Source organism: Nocardia brevicatena NBRC 12119 (genome assembly GCF_000308495.1).
In the GTDB taxonomy this organism is placed as follows: Bacteria; Actinomycetota; Actinomycetes; order Mycobacteriales; family Mycobacteriaceae; genus Nocardia; species Nocardia brevicatena.
Window position 1 is genome coordinate 239,587 of sequence record NZ_BAFU01000044.1, and the last position, 17,007, is coordinate 256,593.

Here is a 17,007-nt window from a genome sequence, read left to right on the forward strand (position 1 = left end):
GAAGTAGTGGGTACCAATGAAGGCGCATTGTGGGGCGGACGGTTCGCTTCCGGGCCCGCCGAGGCGATGGCGGCACTGAGTAAATCGACCCAGTTCGATTGGGCGCTGGCGCCCTATGACATCCGCGCCTCCAAGGCGCATGCCCGGGTGTTGTACAAGGCCGGGTTGCTGTCGGAAGGGGATCTGGCGGATATGCTCACCGGCCTGGACCGGCTGGCCGCCGATGTCGCGTCGGGGGAGTTCGGTCCCGCCGAATCCGACGAGGATGTGCACGGTACGCTCGAGCGCGGGCTCATCGAGCGGGTCGGTCCGGAACTGGGTGGTCGGCTGCGTGCCGGACGTTCCCGCAACGACCAGGTGGCGACGCTGTTCCGGATGTGGTTGCGCGACGCGGTCCGGCGTATCGCGGCGGGCCTGCTCGATGTGGTGGACGCCCTGGTCGCCCAGGCCGCCGCCCATCCGGATGCCGTGATGCCGGGGAAAACCCATCTCCAGGCCGCCCAGCCGGTACTGCTCGCGCATCATCTGCTGGCGCATGCTCACCCGCTGCTGCGCGATATCGACCGTTTGCGCGATTTCGACGAGCGGGCCGCCATATCGCCGTACGGTTCAGGCGCGTTGGCCGGTTCCTCGCTCGGGCTGGATCCCGAGGCCATCGCCGCCGAATTGGATTTCACCGCTGCCGCGGCCAACTCCATCGATGCCACGTCCGCACGTGATTTCGCCGCCGAGGCGGCCTTCGTATTGGCGATGATCGGCGTGGACCTGAGCCGTATGGCCGAAGAGGTGATCATCTGGAGCACCCCGGAGTTCGGCTATGTCACTCTCGCCGATGCCTGGTCGACCGGTTCGTCGATCATGCCCCAGAAGAAGAACCCCGATGTCTCCGAGCTCACCCGCGGCAAGGCCGGGCGTCTGATCGGCAATCTCACCGGGCTGCTGGCCACTCTCAAGGCGCAGCCGTTGGCCTACAACCGGGATCTGCAGGAGGACAAGGAGCCACTGTTCGATTCGGTGGCACAGCTGGAACTGCTGCTGCCGGCCATCGCCGGTCTGGTTTCGACCCTGACCTTCCATACCGATCGGATGGCCGAACTGGCGCCGGCGGGGTTCACCCTCGCCACCGATATCGCCGAGTGGCTGGTCCGTCAGGGTGTGCCGTTCCGGGTGGCGCACGAGGCCGCCGGCGCCTGCGTCCGGGCCGCCGAGACGCGCGGTGTGGGGCTGGACGAGCTGACCGATGCGGAGTTCGCCGCCGTCGATCCCGCACTCACCCCCGGTGTCCGCGAGGTGTTGACCGTCGAGGGGTCGATCGCCTCCCGCGCTGCGCGCGGTGGTACCGCGGGTGTTCGGGTGGCCGAACAGCTCGACGGAATCCGACAGGAGGCGGAGCAGGTCAGGGTGTGGTTGGGTTGACCGGGTGACGTTGCTTTTCCTGGCCCTGGCCATCGTCTCGGAAATATCGGCAACCATTTCGCTGAAACTGTCCGAAGGTTTCACCAAGCCGGTTTTCTCGGTCGTGGTGGTGATTGGCTATATGGCATCTTTCGCGTGCTTGTCCCAGGCGCTGACACGGGGTATGGCGGTGAGTGTGGCCTACGGTGTCTGGTCTGCGGTGGGGGTCGCCGCAGTCGCTGCCATCGGTGCGCTCTTCTTGGGGGAGCGCCTCACCCTGGTACAGGTCAGTGGTGTAGCCCTCGTCATCCTCGGCGTTCTCGCGCTGGAACTCGGTGGGGCGCATTGACTTTCGCTATTCCGCTGGGCGTACGGGTTGCTGTTGAACCCGTTGCCCTGCGGAATGCCACACCCTCGCGCAATTAATTTTGCATAAATTTATATAAGCGAAATTACTATAGCTTCGCAACGGGTGTCGGTGTCGAAGAGAGCGGTGGGAGGGGGCATAAATGTGAATACTAAGATATGCGCATCTAAAAATTACTCCCCACACCGGTTTCGGCGAAGGGACGGATTCAGCGCTCTGTGCGTGAGGCGGTTGCAACCTCTAGCACGCCGGTGAGCCAGGGGCTGTAATGTTCGGGATTCGCTATGAGTGCCGCCCGCAGATCGGCCGGGTGAACCCAGCGGTGGGCGGCCACCTCCGCCGGGTCGGGCCGGGGGTCTTCGGTGTCGAGCAGGCCGACGAGCACATGGTCCCACTCATGCTCGATATGGCCGCTGTGCGGGTCCTCGGCGCGATACCGGTACACCCCGGCCTCGGTGAGTGGGGTGCTCAACCCCATTTCCTCGATGAGCCGGATCGTCGCCGAATCGGTGACCGGACGTCCGGGTACCGGATGCCCGCAGCAGGTATTGGACCAGCGAGCCGGAAAGCGGGTCTTACCGTGCGCGCGCTGCTGCAGCAGCACCCGACCGGCCCGGTCGAACAGTAGTACCGAAAATGCGCGATGCAGGAGACCGGGTGCCCGATGCGCCTGCGCGACCGCGCAGGAGCCTACGGCGTGGCCGGTGTCGTCGACGAGCTCGACGGGGAGTGCTTCGCGATCGGGGGGAGGAGGCGCCGCGTTGGCTGCAGGATGCGCGGTGTTGGTCACGATCCCACCATATCGGCGATGGATTCGGCGCCGGCGCTCTCCGGAGGTACATGATGGAACACGCCACAGAAAACCTGTGGTGTTGTTTATGGGAAGCTCGTATGGACACATCGGGTGTGTGATGTGTGTCACTTAGAGGTAGGGCCTGGGAGCGGATCGTGAAGCTGAGTGTGCGGAATGTGGTCGGGTCGATGCGGCGGGTGTTGGCGACCGCGCAGAACGGTCTGGAGGTGATTCGGTTCGGCGGACTCACCGGTGGGGCCGAGTCCTCGCCGTTCGAGGTGGTCGAACGGCGACGCACATACCGGCTGCGGCACTACTTCCCGGGCGACGCCACCCCGGGCGCCCCGGTCGCGGTGTTGGTGCCGCCGCTCATGCTCAGCGCCGACGTCTGGGACGTCAATGCCGACGACGGAGCGGTGGGGATCTTGAGCCGGGCCGGCATCGACTGCTGGGTGGTGGATTTCGGATCACCCGCCGTGGAGGAGGGCGGGTGGAAGCGTGATCTGGCCGACCATGTGCTGGCGGTGAACAGCGCCATCGATACGGTATGCGCGACGACCGGCGAGAACGTGCACCTCATGGGGTATTCGCAGGGCGGTATGTTCGCCTACCAGGCCACGGCGTTCCGCTACGGCAAGGGCGTGGCCGGCATCGTGACGTTCGGCAGCCCCGTCGATATCGTGGCCGGGATGCCGCTCGGCATACCGCATGACGCCGTCACCGATCTCCTGGATTTCGTGGCCGACCATGTGACGCCCCGACTGGGCATACCCGACTCCATGGTGCGGATCGGCTTCCAGATGCTGGACCCGGTGAAAACGGCGAAGGCGCGCATTGATTTCCTGCGCCAACTGCACGATCGGGAGGCGCTGCTGCCCAAGGAACGGCAGCGTAGGTTCCTCAACAGCGAGGGCTGGGTCGGCTACCCCGCCCCGGCCGTGGCGGACCTGCTGAAACAGTTCGTGGTTCACAACCGAATGATGTTGGGCGGCTTCGTGATACGCGATCAGCCGATATCGCTGGCCGAGCTGAAGTGCCCGATTCTGGCGTTCGTCGGCGAGGTCGATGATATCGGCCAGCCCGCGGCGGTGCGCGGTATCGTGCACGCGGCGCCGAATGCCGAAGTCTACGAATCCAGTCTGGTGGCAGGGCATTTCGGTTTGGTGGCCGGTTCGATGGCGAGCAGGCACACCTGGCCGCTGGTACGGGATTGGGTCGGCTGGATGGAGGGCAGGAACCCGCTGCCCGAAGAGATCCGCCCCATGACCGAGCACGAACCCGCCACCGTACCGCGCACCGCGATGTGGCGCGTCGTACACGCCGTGGCCTCGTTGGCCGAGGCCGGCGGCGGAGTGGGCAAGGTGCTCGAGGGGATCGCCGGCAATACCGCCCGCAGTGCGGTCGGTTTGGTCGAGGAGGCCGCCCGCGCGCTGCCGCGCCTGACCCGCCTCGGCTCCATCCAGCCAGGCACCCGGATCTCCCTCGGCAAACTCCTGGCCGAACAGGCCGAACGGTCACCGGCCGGCGAATGCTTCCTCTTCGACGACCGGGTGCACACCCACGCCGCCGTCGACCGGCGGATCGACAATGTGGTACGCGGTCTCATCTCCGTCGGGGTGCGGCCGGCCATGCGGGTCGCAGTGGTGATGGAGACCCGCCCCAGCGCCCTGGTGGCGGTGGCGGCGCTGTCGCGGCTCGGCGCTGTCGCGGTCCTGTTGGCACCGGGCAGCGAACTGCCGCGCGCCGTGGCGCGGACCGGTGCCAAGTTCCTGGTCTCGGACCCGGAGAACGTCCGGCACGCCATCGCCGCCGGCATACGGGTGCTGGTCCTCGGCGGGGGCGATTCGCGCGGGCTCACCGTCCCGCTCGGCGCCGATCTGATCGATCTGGAACAGATCGATCCGGAGACGGTGCACCTGCCCGGCTGGTACCGACCGAATCCGGGTCTGGCCCGCGAACTCGCCTTCATCCTGGTCGCCGGCATCGGCGACCGGCTCGAGATCAAACACGTCACCAACCACCGCTGGGCCCTGTCCGCCTTCGGCACCGCCTCGGCCGCCGATCTGGATCACAGCGATACCGTGTACTGCCTCGCACCGCTGCATCATTCGTCCGGTCTGCTGGTGAGCCTGGGCGGCGCGATCGCGGGCGGCAGCCGGATCGCGTTGGCCCGGTCGCTGGACCCGTCCCGGTTCGCGGAAGAGATACACCGCTACGGCGTCACCGTGGTGACCTACACCTGGACGATGCTGCGCGATATCCTCGACGCCCAGGTCTTCCCGACCGGTCACCGGCATCCGATCCGACTGTTCATCGGCTCCGGTATGCCTGCCGGACTGTGGCGGCGCACCACCGAACAGTTCGCGCCCGCCCGGGTGCTGGAGTTCTACGCCTCCATCGGAGGCGATGTGGTGCTGGCCAATGTGGCCGGCAGCAAGCGCGGCTGCAAGGGCCGTCCGGTCCCCGGCACCGCCAGGGTGGAGTTGGTGGCCTACGACCTGGACACCACGCAGATCCTGCTGGACGAGTTCGGGTTCGCCCGCCGCTGCGCCGACAACGAGGTGGGACTGCTGATCGGCTCGGCCTCCGACAGCATCGACCTGTCCGCGGGCGGTCTGCGCGGGGTCTTCGTACCCGGCGACTCCTGGATGCCCACGGAAAACCTGTTCCGCCGCGACGGCGACGGTGACTACTGGCTCGTCGACCATATCGACAGCGTGATCCGCACCTCGCGCGGTCCGGTGTACACCCAGCCGATCGAGGACATCCTCAACGATATCGCCGCCGTCGATATGGAGGTCGCCTACGGCCTGACCGTCGGCGAGCACACCCTCGCGGTCGCGGCGGTGAGCGTTCGTCCCGGTTTCCGGCTCGACCCGGTGGATATCACCGAAGCCCTGCGGGCACTGGCGCCGGTGCATCGTCCCGACCTGGTGTACGAGGTGGACGGTATTCCACGCAGCGCGTCCTACCGGCCGTCCGCCCGCGCCGTACGGGAGAACGACCCGCCGCGGCCGGGACCCCGTACCTGGTGGTACAACCCGGAAAGTGAGAGCTACGAGGTGTTCACCGAGGACACCGCGCTCAGCAGCGGTATTCGGTGACCGCGGCGACGACGCGGGCGATCTGGGCGTCGGTGAGCATCGGCCACAGCGGCAGCCGCACGATCGTCGCGGCGAAGTGGGCGCTGCGGGTGCAGGGAACGGGAGTGCGGCCGTATTTCGAACCGGCCGCACTGGTATCCAGCGGGACGTAGTGGAACGGCGCCACGACGCCGCGTTCGGCGAGATGCCGGATGAGCCCGTCGCGCAGCTCCTCGCTGGGCATGCGCAGATAAAACAGATGCGCCGGGTGTTGCCGATCCGGCGGAACGGTCATCGGCCACACCCCGTTCGCCGCCGCCCAGTCGGCGAGCCCGCTCGCGTAGGCGTCCCATACCCGGTGCCGCTCGGCCTGGATGATGTCGAACTCGGCCAGCTGGGCGTCGAGGACGGCGGCATTGAGTTCACTGGGCAGATAACTGGATCCGATGTCCTGCCAGGAGTATTTGTCCACTTGCCCGCGCAGGAACCGGGCCCGGTCGGTGCCCTTTTCCCGGATGATCTCCGCGCGGCCCATCAGGATGTCATCGGAGAGCAGCAGCGCGCCGCCCTCGCCACAGTGCACATTCTTGGTGTCGTGGAAACTCTGGGTGCCCATGGCGCCGAGGGTGCCCAGCCGCCGCCCGCGCCAGGCGGCGCCGAGACCGTGCGCGTTGTCCTCGATGATCGCGACACCGTGCCGCGCGGCCAGTTCCAGCAGTGCGGCCATATCGGCCGCGACGCCGCCGTAGTGCATGACCACGACCGCTTTGGTGCGCGGGGTGACGGCCTCGACCGCGGCCACCGGGTCGATATTGCCGGTCTCGAGGTCGATATCGACGAAAACGCAGTTCGCTCCGCGTAAGGCGAAGGCGGTGGCCGCCGAGGTGAAGGCGAAACTCGGCACGATCACCTCATCGCCGGGGGCGAGTTCGAGCAGCAGGGCGCCCAGTTCCAGGGCGTGGGTGCACGAGGTGGTCAGCAGGACGTGCGGTGCGCCGGTGATGGCGGCGAGTTTGGCGGTGGCCGCGGCGGTGAACGGTCCGTCACCGTGGCAGTGGTCGGACCCGAGGACGGCGGCCACATTCGCTCGCTCGGCGGCGGCGCGATAGGGCCTGCTGAAGATGATGCGGTCGCCGTCCTTCGTGCGCCGACCGAGCACATCGGTCCCGCCGTCGGATATGCGTGGCCACCCTCGGCGGGGTTGTGCCGCGGCCTCCCGCAGACGCCGTCCGCTCATACGGTCATGACCTTCTCGTGTCGCGCCGGCGTCGCCGGTTCCGCACCGGGGGCGGAATCCGGAGGTCGCGGGGTGGGAGAGTCCACCGTGAGGTACAGCGGTTTGCCGACCAGGATGTGCAGCGCCACCCCGAGATATTCGGCGATAAGCCCGAGCGAGAACAGCACGGCCCCCGAACACAGCAGCATGACGACGATGATGGATGCCCACCCCTCCGGATTCCCGCCGCCGCCGGTGAGCGCGGTGTACCCGATCACCGCCGCGAGTGCGGTCCCGGCCAGGGCGAGCGTCACCCCGAGCAGGCTGACCAGCCGCAGACCGCGGGTGCCGGTGCACAGCACCATCTTCCAGAACAGGGAAAACAGCCGCCGGTAGTTGTAGCCGGATTCATCGCGGCCCTCCGCACGCAGCAGTACCGGCGCGGCGGCGCAGCGGTCCACCACCCAGGTGAGCGCCACATCCAGATAGACGCCGTTACCGGCGATCTCGGCGAGCCGGCGGCCGATATCGCCGCGGATCAGCCGGAAACTCTCGAACCGGGTCGACGCGGGGAAGGCGAACAGCGTCGCCAGGACGAGTTTCGCGCCGCGGGAGGTAAGGTTGCGCAGCAGGCCGTGCGGGCGGGTGTTGGTCGGCCGGGAATAGACCAGATCGGCGCGTTCGGCCAGCGCGGTGTCCAGGAATGCGGCGATGAACGTCGGATCGTGCTGCCCGTCTTCGTCCATGGTGACGATCCAGCCGCCGCGGGCCGCCGCCATCCCGGCGATGGTGGCCGCGTCCTGGCCGAAATTTCGGCTCAACCAGACCACTCGGACCTGTTCGTATTCACGCTCCAACCGCTGGAGCACGATATCGGAGCGGTCCGGCCCGTGATCGTGCACCAGCACGATCTCCTCGACGGCGAAGCGGATACCGCCGGGGGTGAGCGCGGGTCGAGACAGCCGGTGCAGTTCCCGTATCAGGGCCGCGATGGTCTGTTCACCCCGATAGACGGGCACCACGACCGAGACCGAACAGATCGGCGGCCCGGCGGACGAATCGGCTTGCGGTACGGCATTTCCCGCGCGCACGGGTACGGACGCCGGAGGCGCCGCCGGATCGCCGGTAACCGGCCGACGAACAACTGAATCCGCGGGAAGAGCTTTGGGAGGAAACGGCATTGGCGAAATCGACTTTCGACGACGGAACGCGTGCCGGTGCTCGATGGTGCTCGCTGAGCCCGAGAGTCGTGAACTCTAGCAGGTAAGCGGCAGGACTCGGGCACGAAAGGGCCGGGCGCGTCGTCGCGGTCGGATTCGCGGTCGCGAGGGGTATGGTCTGCAGTCCGTGGCGGATGGTCGGGTTGACGATCGACGGAACGTGCTGGTGTGGGGTGCGGTCTGCGCACTGGGGGTGATGGCCGGATACCTTGCGGTGCTCGCCGCGAATTCCCGGCATTTCTACACCGACGACACCGAATCCCAGTACGCCCCGCTGTGGGTGATGACCGGCCGGTATCTGCGCGCCGGCGAATTCCCCCTCATGGTGCCCGAACACTGGCTGGCGGGTAATTACACGATCGAAGAGGCGGGGCTGCTCAACCCGCCGCAGCTGCTGATCGACCTGCTCGCACCGGCGGTGGACGATCTGGCGCTGTACGCGGCGGTGGTGAAACTCGTCGTCGCCGTCATCCTCGGTCTGGGTGTGTACCGGGTCTGCCTCGGCTATGGTTCCCGTCCCGCCTGGGCGGCGGTGGCGGGGGTGTCGTTCCCGTTCAGCGGGTTTCTGCTGTTCTTCGATGCCGCCAGTTGGATGACCGCCTTCACCGGCACCGCGTGGCTGGTGCATGCCTGGGCGTCCGGGCTGCGGTACGCGCGCGGACGCGGGGGGCCGATACCGGTGTTCGTCTTCCTGTACCTGGCGTTCTCGGTGCAATACGTGTTCCCGGCGGTCGAGGCGGCCGTGCTGTTCGGTGCGCTGCTCGTCGGTGAGACGGTGTATCAGCGGCGTGTGCTGCCGTCGCTGCGGTTGGCGGCGGTGTCCGGCTGCGCCGCCCTCGCCGGTCTGCTCACCTACCTGCCGAGCCTGCTCACCGCGGATGTCACCTGGCGGGGCGCGTCCGAGATCCGCAACGACCAATTCCTCACGGTGCCCTGGTCGGAATCGTTGAACGCGAGCCTGCCGAGCACCCTGCCCGCGTTCGTGTCCTGGTGGGGATATGCGCAGCCACTGCCGATGGTCTACATCGCCTGGTTCGTGATCCCGGCCCTGGCGTTCGTGGACTGGCGGCGCGCGAGTGCCGCCGCCCGCGAGCTCAGCGGTCCGGCGCTGTTCGCGGTCCTGGTGCTGATGTGGACCGCCGGGCCCGGGACCATGGGTCCGCTGCGCTGGCCGGCCCGCGTCCTGCCGATGCTCGCGCTGGCGCTGCTGGTGCTGGTGTGCGTGCTGCTCGGCCGGTTCGGCACCACCGCGGGATGGCGGCGCCGTGGACCGGCCGCGGGTCTGCTGATCGGGGTGCTGCTACTGAGGTCACTGGCCGCCGCCCCACCGGAGGCACTTCGGCATCTGCTGTCCGCGGTGATCGTGGCCGCGCTCGGGGCCGCGGTGGTGTGGCTGGGCCGCACCCGGGGCGCGGCACCGGCCTGCGTACTGACCCTCATCGCCGTGATTCCCATCGCCTACCTGCAGGTGCGTGCCGCTCAGCCCACGCCGATGAGCTGGCAGCTGCCCGAGCGGCGGTCGGAGATGAAGGCCGCATTCCCCGATTTCGCGGGCACCACCCTGCAACTCGGCGACCGTGCCCTGATCGGCCCCGACCGCAATACCCTCGACGGTGCCTACGGTTCCCTCGCCTTCGGCAACTACGCCAAGGACCTCGAACTGGACTACGTGGGCGGATACACCCCCAACGGCCACTTCTACTTCGGTCATCTGCTGTGTATGCGCTGGGACGTCAGTGTCTGCCCCGACGCCTACCGTCGGGCGTTCACCGTCGAACCCGGGACCGGCCGCACCATTGTCGATCTGATGAACGTCGACCGGGTGGTCCTGCAGCGGGCACTGTTCCCCGACGCGCGTGCCGAACCCGCGCCGCCGGGCTGGCGGTGGGTGGAATACCCCGGCCACGAGAACGAGATCGCCGTCCTCGAACGTATCGACGGCCCGGCCTCCACGCGCAACGGTCGGGTTTCCCACACCGACGGTGTCATCGCGACCTCACTGGCGGAATCCGATACCACGAGCCGGGTCCGGGTCGATTCACCCGCGGGCGGCCGCGTCGTTTTCGCCCGCCTCGGCTGGCCCGGCTACCGCGCCCATCTCGACGGCCGGCAGATCCCTATCGATGTGGTGGCCCACACCTTCGTCACCGTGGACATCCCGCCCGGAACCAGCGGCGCCGAACTGGAACTCACCTGGCGACCGCCCGGCTGGAAGATCGGCACCGCCACCGCCGCGGCGGGCCTGCTCGGTCTCGCCGTCCTCCAGTGGGCGTATATGCGCTCCCGGCGTCGCCCCGACGAACCCGACGAGCCCTCGACCGGCGAACCCCTGATCGAACGCGCGGATCCGGCGGTGGTCCGCGTATGAGCACGCAACCGACACTCCCACCGAATCCGGGGCATACCCGCATGCTCTCGGGCGAGGTTCGTGCGACCCTGCCCCGGGACGGAGGCAGACGGTCGGAACCAACCGACGAGCTCACTCTCGATATCGCATGTCCCGACGGTTCGTCCCATACCGCGCGTTACCGTGGTCCGTCGCGGTTCGGTGGTTCTCGCGAGCCGTCCCGGCGCAACCGGGTCGTCGACGACGCGCCCGCGACCGGTGCCACCACGACCTCGACACCCTCGGTACCCGGCGTCCGGTGGGCGCACCCGGCGGCACCCACCGTGGTATCTCCTACCGGCACCCACTCGGGCGGCCGGATCTCCGCCGCGCACCATACGGACCCCGGCCTCCTGTTACGCCTCGTCCGCCGGCAGGAACTCGCCTTCGCCGCGGTCGGTGTGGTGAACACGATGATGGGTATCGGCCTGACAGTCGCCTGGTTGACCGTTCTCGGCGACTCCGTGCCCCCGTCTGTGGGGGTGGTCGCCGCCTACGCGACCGGTATCACCGTCGCCTTCGCATTGCACCGCACCCTCGTTTTCCGGGTGCGCGGGCGGGTTTTTCGCGATTTCCTGGCCTTCGTCCTGGTGAACTGTGGCGGACTGGTGCTCAACGCCGTATTCCTCGAATCGGCCGTCACCGTGCTCGGATTCCCCCGCACCCCGGCCGCCGTCGTGGTGATGGGCGCGGTTGCCGTCGCTACCTTCTTCGGCCACCGGTATATCTCGTTCCGCCGCCCGGTAGGTTGAGGGCATGTCGGAAACCGCTCTGGACGCCACCCTGCTGAGCCTGCTCGCCTGCCCCGAGGACAAGGGCCCGCTGCACCTGGTCCGCACCGACGACGGCGCGGACGTGCTCTACAACCCTCGGCTGCGTCGCGCGTACCCGATCGACAACGGGATCCCGGTGCTGCTCGTGGACGAGGCCCACACCGTGGACGACGCCGAACACGAACGGCTCACCGATCGGTTGGAGTCCTGAGCGGCCCGTCCACGGCGACGATCTACCCGGCGTTCTCGACCCGGTCCGTTTCGGCGCCCGTGCCGAGAAACCTCTCGGCCGGCGGGAACCGTCCTATCGTTTCGAGGCCGTTGCGGCGGTCGCCATTACTCCCGTGCCGGAGACTCGGCTTCCGACAACCGAACCGTATCGAGTTCGCCGGAACCGATATCGCCGGTGAGATAGCGCTGCACCGTAGGACCCACGGCCGCGGCGAGCTCTGCCGGCGGCAGGGTCGCGATCGGTTCGATGGCCAGGATCCTGCGCGTCAGCAGCAGGCCTCCCATCTGCGAGGCCACCAGGCTTACCCGCAGCCGGCCGTCATCGGTGTCGGTGGCGATGCGCGACCGGACCCGTTCGAGGATCACTTGCAACAGGAAGTCGCGGGTCAGCGAACTCGCCCCCCCGGTGAGGAGGCTGCGCGCGATCGCCACCGCCCCGGCGCCCGCGGGAGAATCCCAGACCCCGACCACCGCCGCGACGATGGTTTCGCCCAACCGGTCCAGCGGAACCACGTCCAGCTGCCCCAGGATGAGTTCCGGATCGATCGGCAACTCCACCACGGCCGCGAACAACTGCTGTTTGGTACCGAAATAGTGGTGTACCAGGGCGGGATCCACCCCGGCGTCGGCCGCTACCGCGCGGATCGACGTCTTGTCGAACCCGGCGTCCGCGAATCGGGCACGAGCGGCAGCGAGTATGGCCTCGCGCGCGCCCGAACGCCCCGGCCGACGCCCGGACCGCGTACCACCGGGCGCGTTCACGCGGTACGCCGCCGCAAGGTCGCCGCACCCAGGCACAGGGCCACCACCGCGAACCCGGCCACGACCGCCAGGTCCCGCCACATCGCCGCGGTCGGCTCGGGATGGGTCGACACCTGTTGGAGCGCGTCCACCGCATAACTCAACGGCAGCACGTTGCTGACGGCCTCCAGCCAGCCCGGCAGCTGATGGCGCGGTACCAGCAGACCGCACAGGAACAACTGCGGCGCCGTCACCAGCGGCATGAACTGCACCGCCTGGAATTCGGTGCGGGCGAACGCACTGCACAACAGACCCAACGCGACCCCGAGTATCGCGTCGACCACGGCGATCAACACCACCCACCCCGGGCTGCCCATCGAGTCGAGCCCGAGTAGGCCGAACGCCACCAGACAGGCCACCGCCGCCTGCGCCGCCGCGGCCAGCGAGAACGCGGTGCCGTAGCCGCCGAGCAGATCGAGTTTGGTCATCGGGGTGGTGAGCAGCCGCTCGAGGGTGCCGGAGCTGCGTTCCCGCTGCATGGAGATGGCGGTGATCAAGAACATGACGATGAACGGCAGGATACCCAGCATGCTCATCCCGACCCGGTCGAACAGCGGTACCGCACCCGGCGCGGTCGGGGCCTCCTCGTAGATGAAATACAGCAGTGCCATCAGCAGTGCGGGCACCACCACGATCATCACCACGGTGCGGTGATCGCCGCGAAGTTGTCGCAGGATACGGCCGGTGGTCGCCAGATACGCGGCCAACGGGCGCGGTCCGGCCCCCGGCCGGTCGACAATAGCGGTCATACGATCTCCTCCTTCGGGCGCTGACCGTTCATGCTGTGTCGATTCGGCATGGTCGGGCGCCCTGCGTGGTTACGCTGTGCTGCCGCCTCCGGGCGCTGACCGCTCATGCTGTGTCGATTCGGCATGATCGGGCGCCCTGCGTGGTTACGCTGTGCTGCCGCCTCCGGGCGCTGACCGCTCATGCCGGGGCCCCCATCGTGATCAGGGCGAGGAAGGCGCGCTCCAGGTTCTGCTCTCCGGTGCGTTCCCGCAGTTCGTCCGGGGCGACCTGCGCCAACAGTCGGCCCTCGCGCATCAGCAGCAGTCGATCACAGTGCTCGGCCTCGTCCATCACATGGCTGGACACCAGCAGTGTCGTCCCCGTATCGGCCAGTTCTCGGAACTGTTTCCACAGGTCGACTCGCAGGACGGGGTCGAGTCCGACGGTCGGCTCGTCGAGCACCAGCAGTTCGGGGCCCGCCACCAGCGCACAGGCCAGCGAGGCCCGGGTGCGCTGCCCGCCGGACAGTTCGTCGCCCCGCTGCTGCCGATGGTCCAGCAGTCCCACCGCGCCCAGTGCCGATTCGACCTCCTCGCGCCCACGTCCGTAGAGCGCGGCGAAATAGGCCACGTTGTCCCGCACGCTGATATCGGGGTAGATGCTCGGCTCCTGCGTCACGTATCCGATCCGGCTGCGCAGCCGCGCGCTCCCGGCCGGCAGTCCCAGTGCGAGGACCTCTCCGGCCGCCACCACCTGTGTCCCCACGAGACAGCGCATCAGGGTGGTCTTCCCGCATCCCGAGGGTCCGAGCAGTCCGGTGATCGAACCGTGGGGAATTGTCAGCGAAATATCGTGCAACACCTCGCGCCCACCGCGGCGCACCGTGAGCTCGCGCACTTCGACAGCGGGCGAGGATGAAGATTCCGACATGGCCGTCTCAATTCATCGCGTGTTGAATTCATCTTGTGATGAATTTATCCCCTGTGGCGTCCGCCGGCAATACCCGCGCGGGATACAACGGACGGTGCCTCGGCCGGGTCGGTCGAACGGCTGCGACAATCCGGGATGTGAGTGCCGAAGAACTTGCCGTCGACCCGCTGTCCGCCGCCCGCCGTCTGCTCGGCGCAACCCTGTGGTCGGGGCCGGTCGGGGTGCGCATCGTGGAAGTGGAGGCCTACGGCGGCGATCCCGCCGGTCCCTGGCCTGATCCGGCGGCGCATTCCGGACGGGGGCGGACCCCGCGCAACGCTGTGATGTTCGGGCCGCCGGGCAGGCTGTATGTGTACCTGAGCTATGGCATGCACACCTGCGTGAATGTCATCAGCGGCCCGGACGGCGTGGGCAGTGGGGTGCTGATCCGGTCGGGCGAGGTGGTCGCCGGACACGAGGTGGCCCGCGAACGGCGGCGTCCGGCCCGCGGCCATGCCGACCTCGCCAAGGGACCGGGCAATCTGGGCAGCGCACTCGGAATCCGGCTCGCCGACTACGGCACCGACCTGTTCGACCCGGAGTCCGCCATCCGCCTCGAACTCGGTCCGCCGATCCCCGCGTCCCGGATGGCCGTGGGACCGCGCGTAGGGATCAGCACGGCCGCCGACCGGCCATGGCGGCTGTGGCTGCCGGAGTCGTCCGCGGTCTCGGCCTACCGGCGCAGTCCCCGCGCGCCACGCGTCGAGAAAACGGCGTAAACCGGAGGCGCCCTCCGGTGCCCGTCCGGTGAACAGACCGTTCCCGGCTCGCACCGGCGGTCGGGATTCGCCCGAGAAATTTCCCCGGGCGCCGATGGACCCGCTCGGGGTATCCCGTCCAACTCGATAAGCGCGCGCACCAGAAGTCAGTTCTCGAGTAAGGACCACTCATGACCGTCACCGGCACCGCCCCCTCTGTCGTCGTCGACGCGCGTCCCGGCCGTGCCCGTACCATCGCACTCCGGACCCTGCAGATCCTGCTCGGGGTGTTCTTCATCGTCGCCTCGGCCGCGCCCAAGCTCGTCGGCCAGCGGTACGCCGTGGAGATCTTCGACGAGATCGGCTGGGGACAGTGGTATCGCTATCTGGTCGGCGTCGTCGAGCTCGCCGGCGGTATCGAACTGCTGATCCCGCGCCTGGCAGGTCTCGCCGCGGCCGGGCTGTCGGTACTGTGCGTGCTCGACGCCGCGACCCGGCTGTTCCAGCTCGACGGCGCCTCGGGGACGCCCTTCCCGCTGGTCCTGGCCGTCGTCTTCGCCGGAATCGCCTGGGTCCGGCGCGACGGGATCGCCGTGGTTCTGCGCCGCTGATCCGTACGCTCCGCGGCCCCGCCCGACACCATGAGCGGGGCCGCTGTCGTGTTCGGGACCGGTCCGGCGGTCGGACCCACCGCGCGAACGTCCGGTGTGGCCGGTGCGGAAAGATGGGACATCGTGAGCAGCGACATCATCGACGAACTGACCTGGCGCGGTCTCATCGCGCAGTCCACCGACCTCGACGCGCTGCGTGCGGCGCTGGCCGACGGCCCGCTGACCCTCTATGCCGGTTTCGATCCGACCGCGGCCAGTCTGCACGCGGGTCATCTGGTCCCCCTGCTGACGCTGAAACGCTTCCAGCGAGCGGGTCATCGGCCGGTCGTACTCGCCGGCGGCGCGACAGGTCTGATCGGTGATCCCCGTGAGGTCGGCGAACGCACCATGAACTCCGCCGAGACCGTGGCGGGATGGGCCGAGCGCATTCGTTCCCAGCTGGAGCGCTTCGTCGATCTCGACGATTCGCCCACCGGCGCGGTGATCGTGAACAACATCGACTGGACAGGGTCGTTGACCGCCGTCGACTTCCTGCGCGATATCGGCAAGCATTTCTCGGTGAACGTCATGCTCGCCCGCGATACCGTCAAGCGGCGGTTGGAGGGCGAGGGCATCTCCTACACCGAGTTCAGCTACATGCTGCTGCAGGCCAACGACTACGTGCAGTTGCGCCGCGCGCACGGCTGCCGGCTGCAGGTCGGCGGCTCCGACCAATGGGGCAATATCGTCGCCGGTGTCGAGCTGAACCGGCGGGTGGATGGGGAACAGGTCCATGCGCTGACGGTGCCGTTGGTGACCTCCGCCGACGGCAAGAAGTTCGGCAAATCCACCGGTGGCGGCAGCCTGTGGCTCGATCCGGAACTGACCAGCCCCTACGCCTGGTACCAGTACTTCGTCAATACGGCCGACGCCGATGTGATCCGCTACCTGCGCTGGTTCACCTTCCTGGAGCGGGACGAACTGGCCGAACTCGAGCAGGCCACCGCCGAGCGGCCGCATGCCCGCGAGGCGCAGCGCCGACTCGCGGCGGAAATGACGTCCCTGGTGCACGGAGAGGGGAACACCGAGGCCGTCCAGCTGGCGAGTCAGGCCCTCTTCGGGCGCGCCGAGCTCCGCGAACTGGACGAGTCGACCCTGGCCGCGGCATTACGCGAGGCCGCCGTGGACGGCACGGTCGCGACCGTCGAACCGGGGCGGGACACGATCGTCGACCTGCTGGTGGCCTCGGGTCTGTGTGAAAGTCGGGGCGCGGCCCGCCGAACGGTGGGCGAAGGTGGCGCCTCGGTGAACAACCAGCGCGTCAATGACCTGGAATGGACCCCGGAAGAGGCCGACTACCTGCATGGACGGTGGTTGGTGCTGCGCCGCGGTAAGCGCAATTTCGCCGGCGTGCGCCGGGCTCGGGGAAATTGATCTCGGTGGCCTGAGTCACACTCGTGTGATTCAGGCTCCGGGTCGCCACTCCGACAGGCTTCTGAGCAGCGGAAACGGCTTCATGAAGTGGCGATTTGACGTAGCGTTCTCCGCCGCGTAACTTATTCCACGTCAGAGCGACACGGACACCGACCCGGGACCGAGGAGCCGAGCGGAAGCGCTCAGCGAAGGGCCAGGGAAACGCGGTAGGACGAGGAGCGCCGACGAAGACCGACCGAAGATGCGGAGTTTGACTCTGAGCCACTGGTTGGTTAGGATGGAAAAGTTGCCTCACTGAAGACCTGGTTAGCGCCGGTGCGGA

At 68.1% G+C, this 17,007-nt stretch carries 15 protein-coding genes; 9 read left to right on the forward strand and 6 right to left on the reverse strand.

Features of this window, described 5'->3' with window-relative positions; translation table 11 throughout:
• Positions 1 to 6: 6 nt before the first annotated feature.
• A complete protein-coding gene (gene argH / locus ON20_RS09750) occupies positions 7 to 1,416 on the forward strand; it encodes an argininosuccinate lyase (RefSeq protein ID WP_040834669.1) in 1,410 nt (469 codons plus the stop codon).
• A gap of 4 nt (positions 1,417 to 1,420) precedes the next feature.
• Positions 1,421 to 1,744, forward strand: coding sequence for a DMT family transporter (locus tag ON20_RS09755; protein WP_040834671.1), 324 nt, complete (start codon positions 1,421 to 1,423; stop codon positions 1,742 to 1,744).
• A 226-nt stretch (positions 1,745 to 1,970) separates the two neighbouring features.
• On the opposite strand, the gene idi is transcribed toward ON20_RS09755, so the two are convergent.
• On the reverse strand, positions 1,971 to 2,552 hold the full coding sequence (idi, locus tag ON20_RS09760) for an isopentenyl-diphosphate Delta-isomerase (RefSeq protein ID WP_040834673.1): 582 nt from the start codon (positions 2,550 to 2,552) through the stop codon (positions 1,971 to 1,973).
• A 158-nt stretch (positions 2,553 to 2,710) separates the two neighbouring features.
• On the opposite strand from idi, the gene ON20_RS09765 reads away from it, so the two are divergent.
• Complete coding sequence (locus ON20_RS09765) at positions 2,711 to 5,659, forward strand: AMP-binding protein (protein ID WP_040834674.1); 2,949 nt, start codon at positions 2,711 to 2,713, stop codon at positions 5,657 to 5,659.
• On the opposite strand, the gene rffA is transcribed toward ON20_RS09765, so the two are convergent.
• Positions 5,640 to 6,875: a dTDP-4-amino-4,6-dideoxygalactose transaminase gene (rffA, locus tag ON20_RS09770; RefSeq protein ID WP_083864790.1), complete on the reverse strand. Its 1,236-nt coding sequence runs from the start codon at positions 6,873 to 6,875 to the stop codon at positions 5,640 to 5,642. The genes ON20_RS09765 and rffA overlap by 20 nt on opposite strands.
• Positions 6,872 to 7,894: a glycosyltransferase gene (locus tag ON20_RS09775; protein WP_083864801.1), complete on the reverse strand. Its 1,023-nt coding sequence runs from the start codon at positions 7,892 to 7,894 to the stop codon at positions 6,872 to 6,874. Before ON20_RS09775 ends, rffA begins: the two co-directional genes overlap by 4 nt.
• A gap of 376 nt (positions 7,895 to 8,270) precedes the next feature.
• On the opposite strand from ON20_RS09775, the gene ON20_RS09780 reads away from it, so the two are divergent.
• Genes ON20_RS09780 through ON20_RS09790 form a run of 3 tightly spaced genes read left to right on the forward strand, consistent with a single transcriptional unit; the run spans position 8,271 to position 11,444 of the window.
• Complete coding sequence (locus tag ON20_RS09780) at positions 8,271 to 10,442, forward strand: hypothetical protein (RefSeq protein WP_306306837.1); 2,172 nt, start codon at positions 8,271 to 8,273, stop codon at positions 10,440 to 10,442.
• Positions 10,439 to 11,212 (forward strand): GtrA family protein, encoded by a 774-nt coding sequence (locus tag ON20_RS34230; protein ID WP_245547140.1) that lies wholly within the window; start codon positions 10,439 to 10,441, stop codon positions 11,210 to 11,212. The genes ON20_RS09780 and ON20_RS34230 overlap by 4 nt, the downstream gene beginning before the upstream one ends.
• Before the next feature lie 4 nt (positions 11,213 to 11,216).
• A complete protein-coding gene (locus ON20_RS09790; RefSeq protein WP_040834677.1) occupies positions 11,217 to 11,444 on the forward strand; it encodes a Trm112 family protein in 228 nt (75 codons plus the stop codon).
• 125 nt (positions 11,445 to 11,569) lie between these two features.
• On the opposite strand, the gene ON20_RS09795 is transcribed toward ON20_RS09790, so the two are convergent.
• From ON20_RS09795 to ON20_RS09805, 3 genes are all read right to left on the reverse strand, one after another.
• Positions 11,570 to 12,226: a TetR/AcrR family transcriptional regulator gene (locus ON20_RS09795; protein WP_051162020.1), complete on the reverse strand. Its 657-nt coding sequence runs from the start codon at positions 12,224 to 12,226 to the stop codon at positions 11,570 to 11,572.
• On the reverse strand, positions 12,223 to 13,014 hold the full coding sequence (locus tag ON20_RS09800) for an ABC transporter permease (protein ID WP_051162022.1): 792 nt from the start codon (positions 13,012 to 13,014) through the stop codon (positions 12,223 to 12,225). The genes ON20_RS09795 and ON20_RS09800 overlap by 4 nt, the downstream gene beginning before the upstream one ends.
• A 178-nt stretch (positions 13,015 to 13,192) precedes the next feature.
• Positions 13,193 to 13,924, reverse strand: coding sequence for an ABC transporter ATP-binding protein (locus ON20_RS09805; RefSeq protein ID WP_040834679.1), 732 nt, complete (start codon positions 13,922 to 13,924; stop codon positions 13,193 to 13,195).
• A gap of 137 nt (positions 13,925 to 14,061) precedes the next feature.
• Here ON20_RS09805 and ON20_RS09810 point away from each other — a divergent pair, with 137 nt between their 5' ends.
• From ON20_RS09810 to tyrS, 3 genes are all read left to right on the forward strand, one after another.
• A complete protein-coding gene (locus ON20_RS09810; RefSeq protein WP_040834680.1) occupies positions 14,062 to 14,682 on the forward strand; it encodes a DNA-3-methyladenine glycosylase in 621 nt (206 codons plus the stop codon).
• Positions 14,683 to 14,852: 170 nt separating this feature from the next.
• Positions 14,853 to 15,272: a DoxX family protein gene (locus ON20_RS09815; protein WP_040834682.1), complete on the forward strand. Its 420-nt coding sequence runs from the start codon at positions 14,853 to 14,855 to the stop codon at positions 15,270 to 15,272.
• A gap of 123 nt (positions 15,273 to 15,395) precedes the next feature.
• Positions 15,396 to 16,685 carry a tyrosine--tRNA ligase gene (gene tyrS / locus ON20_RS09820; protein WP_040834801.1) on the forward strand — a complete coding sequence of 430 codons (1,290 nt, stop codon included), beginning with the start codon at positions 15,396 to 15,398 and terminating at the stop codon, positions 16,683 to 16,685.
• Positions 16,686 to 17,007: the final 322 nt, after the last annotated feature.

Excerpts from the sequence above, each read along its gene's own strand:
- ON20_RS09800 (WP_051162022.1), bottom strand. The coding sequence starts at position 13,014 with ATGACCGCTATTGTCGACCGGCCGGGGGCCGGACCGCGCCCGTTGGCC.
- ON20_RS09790 (WP_040834677.1), top strand. The coding sequence starts at position 11,217 with ATGTCGGAAACCGCTCTGGACGCCACCCTGCTGAGCCTGCTCGCCTGC.
- ON20_RS09805 (WP_040834679.1), bottom strand. The coding sequence starts at position 13,924 with ATGTCGGAATCTTCATCCTCGCCCGCTGTCGAAGTGCGCGAGCTCACG.
- rffA (WP_083864790.1), bottom strand. The coding sequence starts at position 6,875 with ATGAGCGGACGGCGTCTGCGGGAGGCCGCGGCACAACCCCGCCGAGGG.
- ON20_RS34230 (WP_245547140.1), top strand. The coding sequence starts at position 10,439 with ATGAGCACGCAACCGACACTCCCACCGAATCCGGGGCATACCCGCATG.
- ON20_RS09780 (WP_306306837.1), top strand. The coding sequence starts at position 8,271 with ATGGCCGGATACCTTGCGGTGCTCGCCGCGAATTCCCGGCATTTCTAC.
- ON20_RS09815 (WP_040834682.1), top strand. The coding sequence starts at position 14,853 with ATGACCGTCACCGGCACCGCCCCCTCTGTCGTCGTCGACGCGCGTCCC.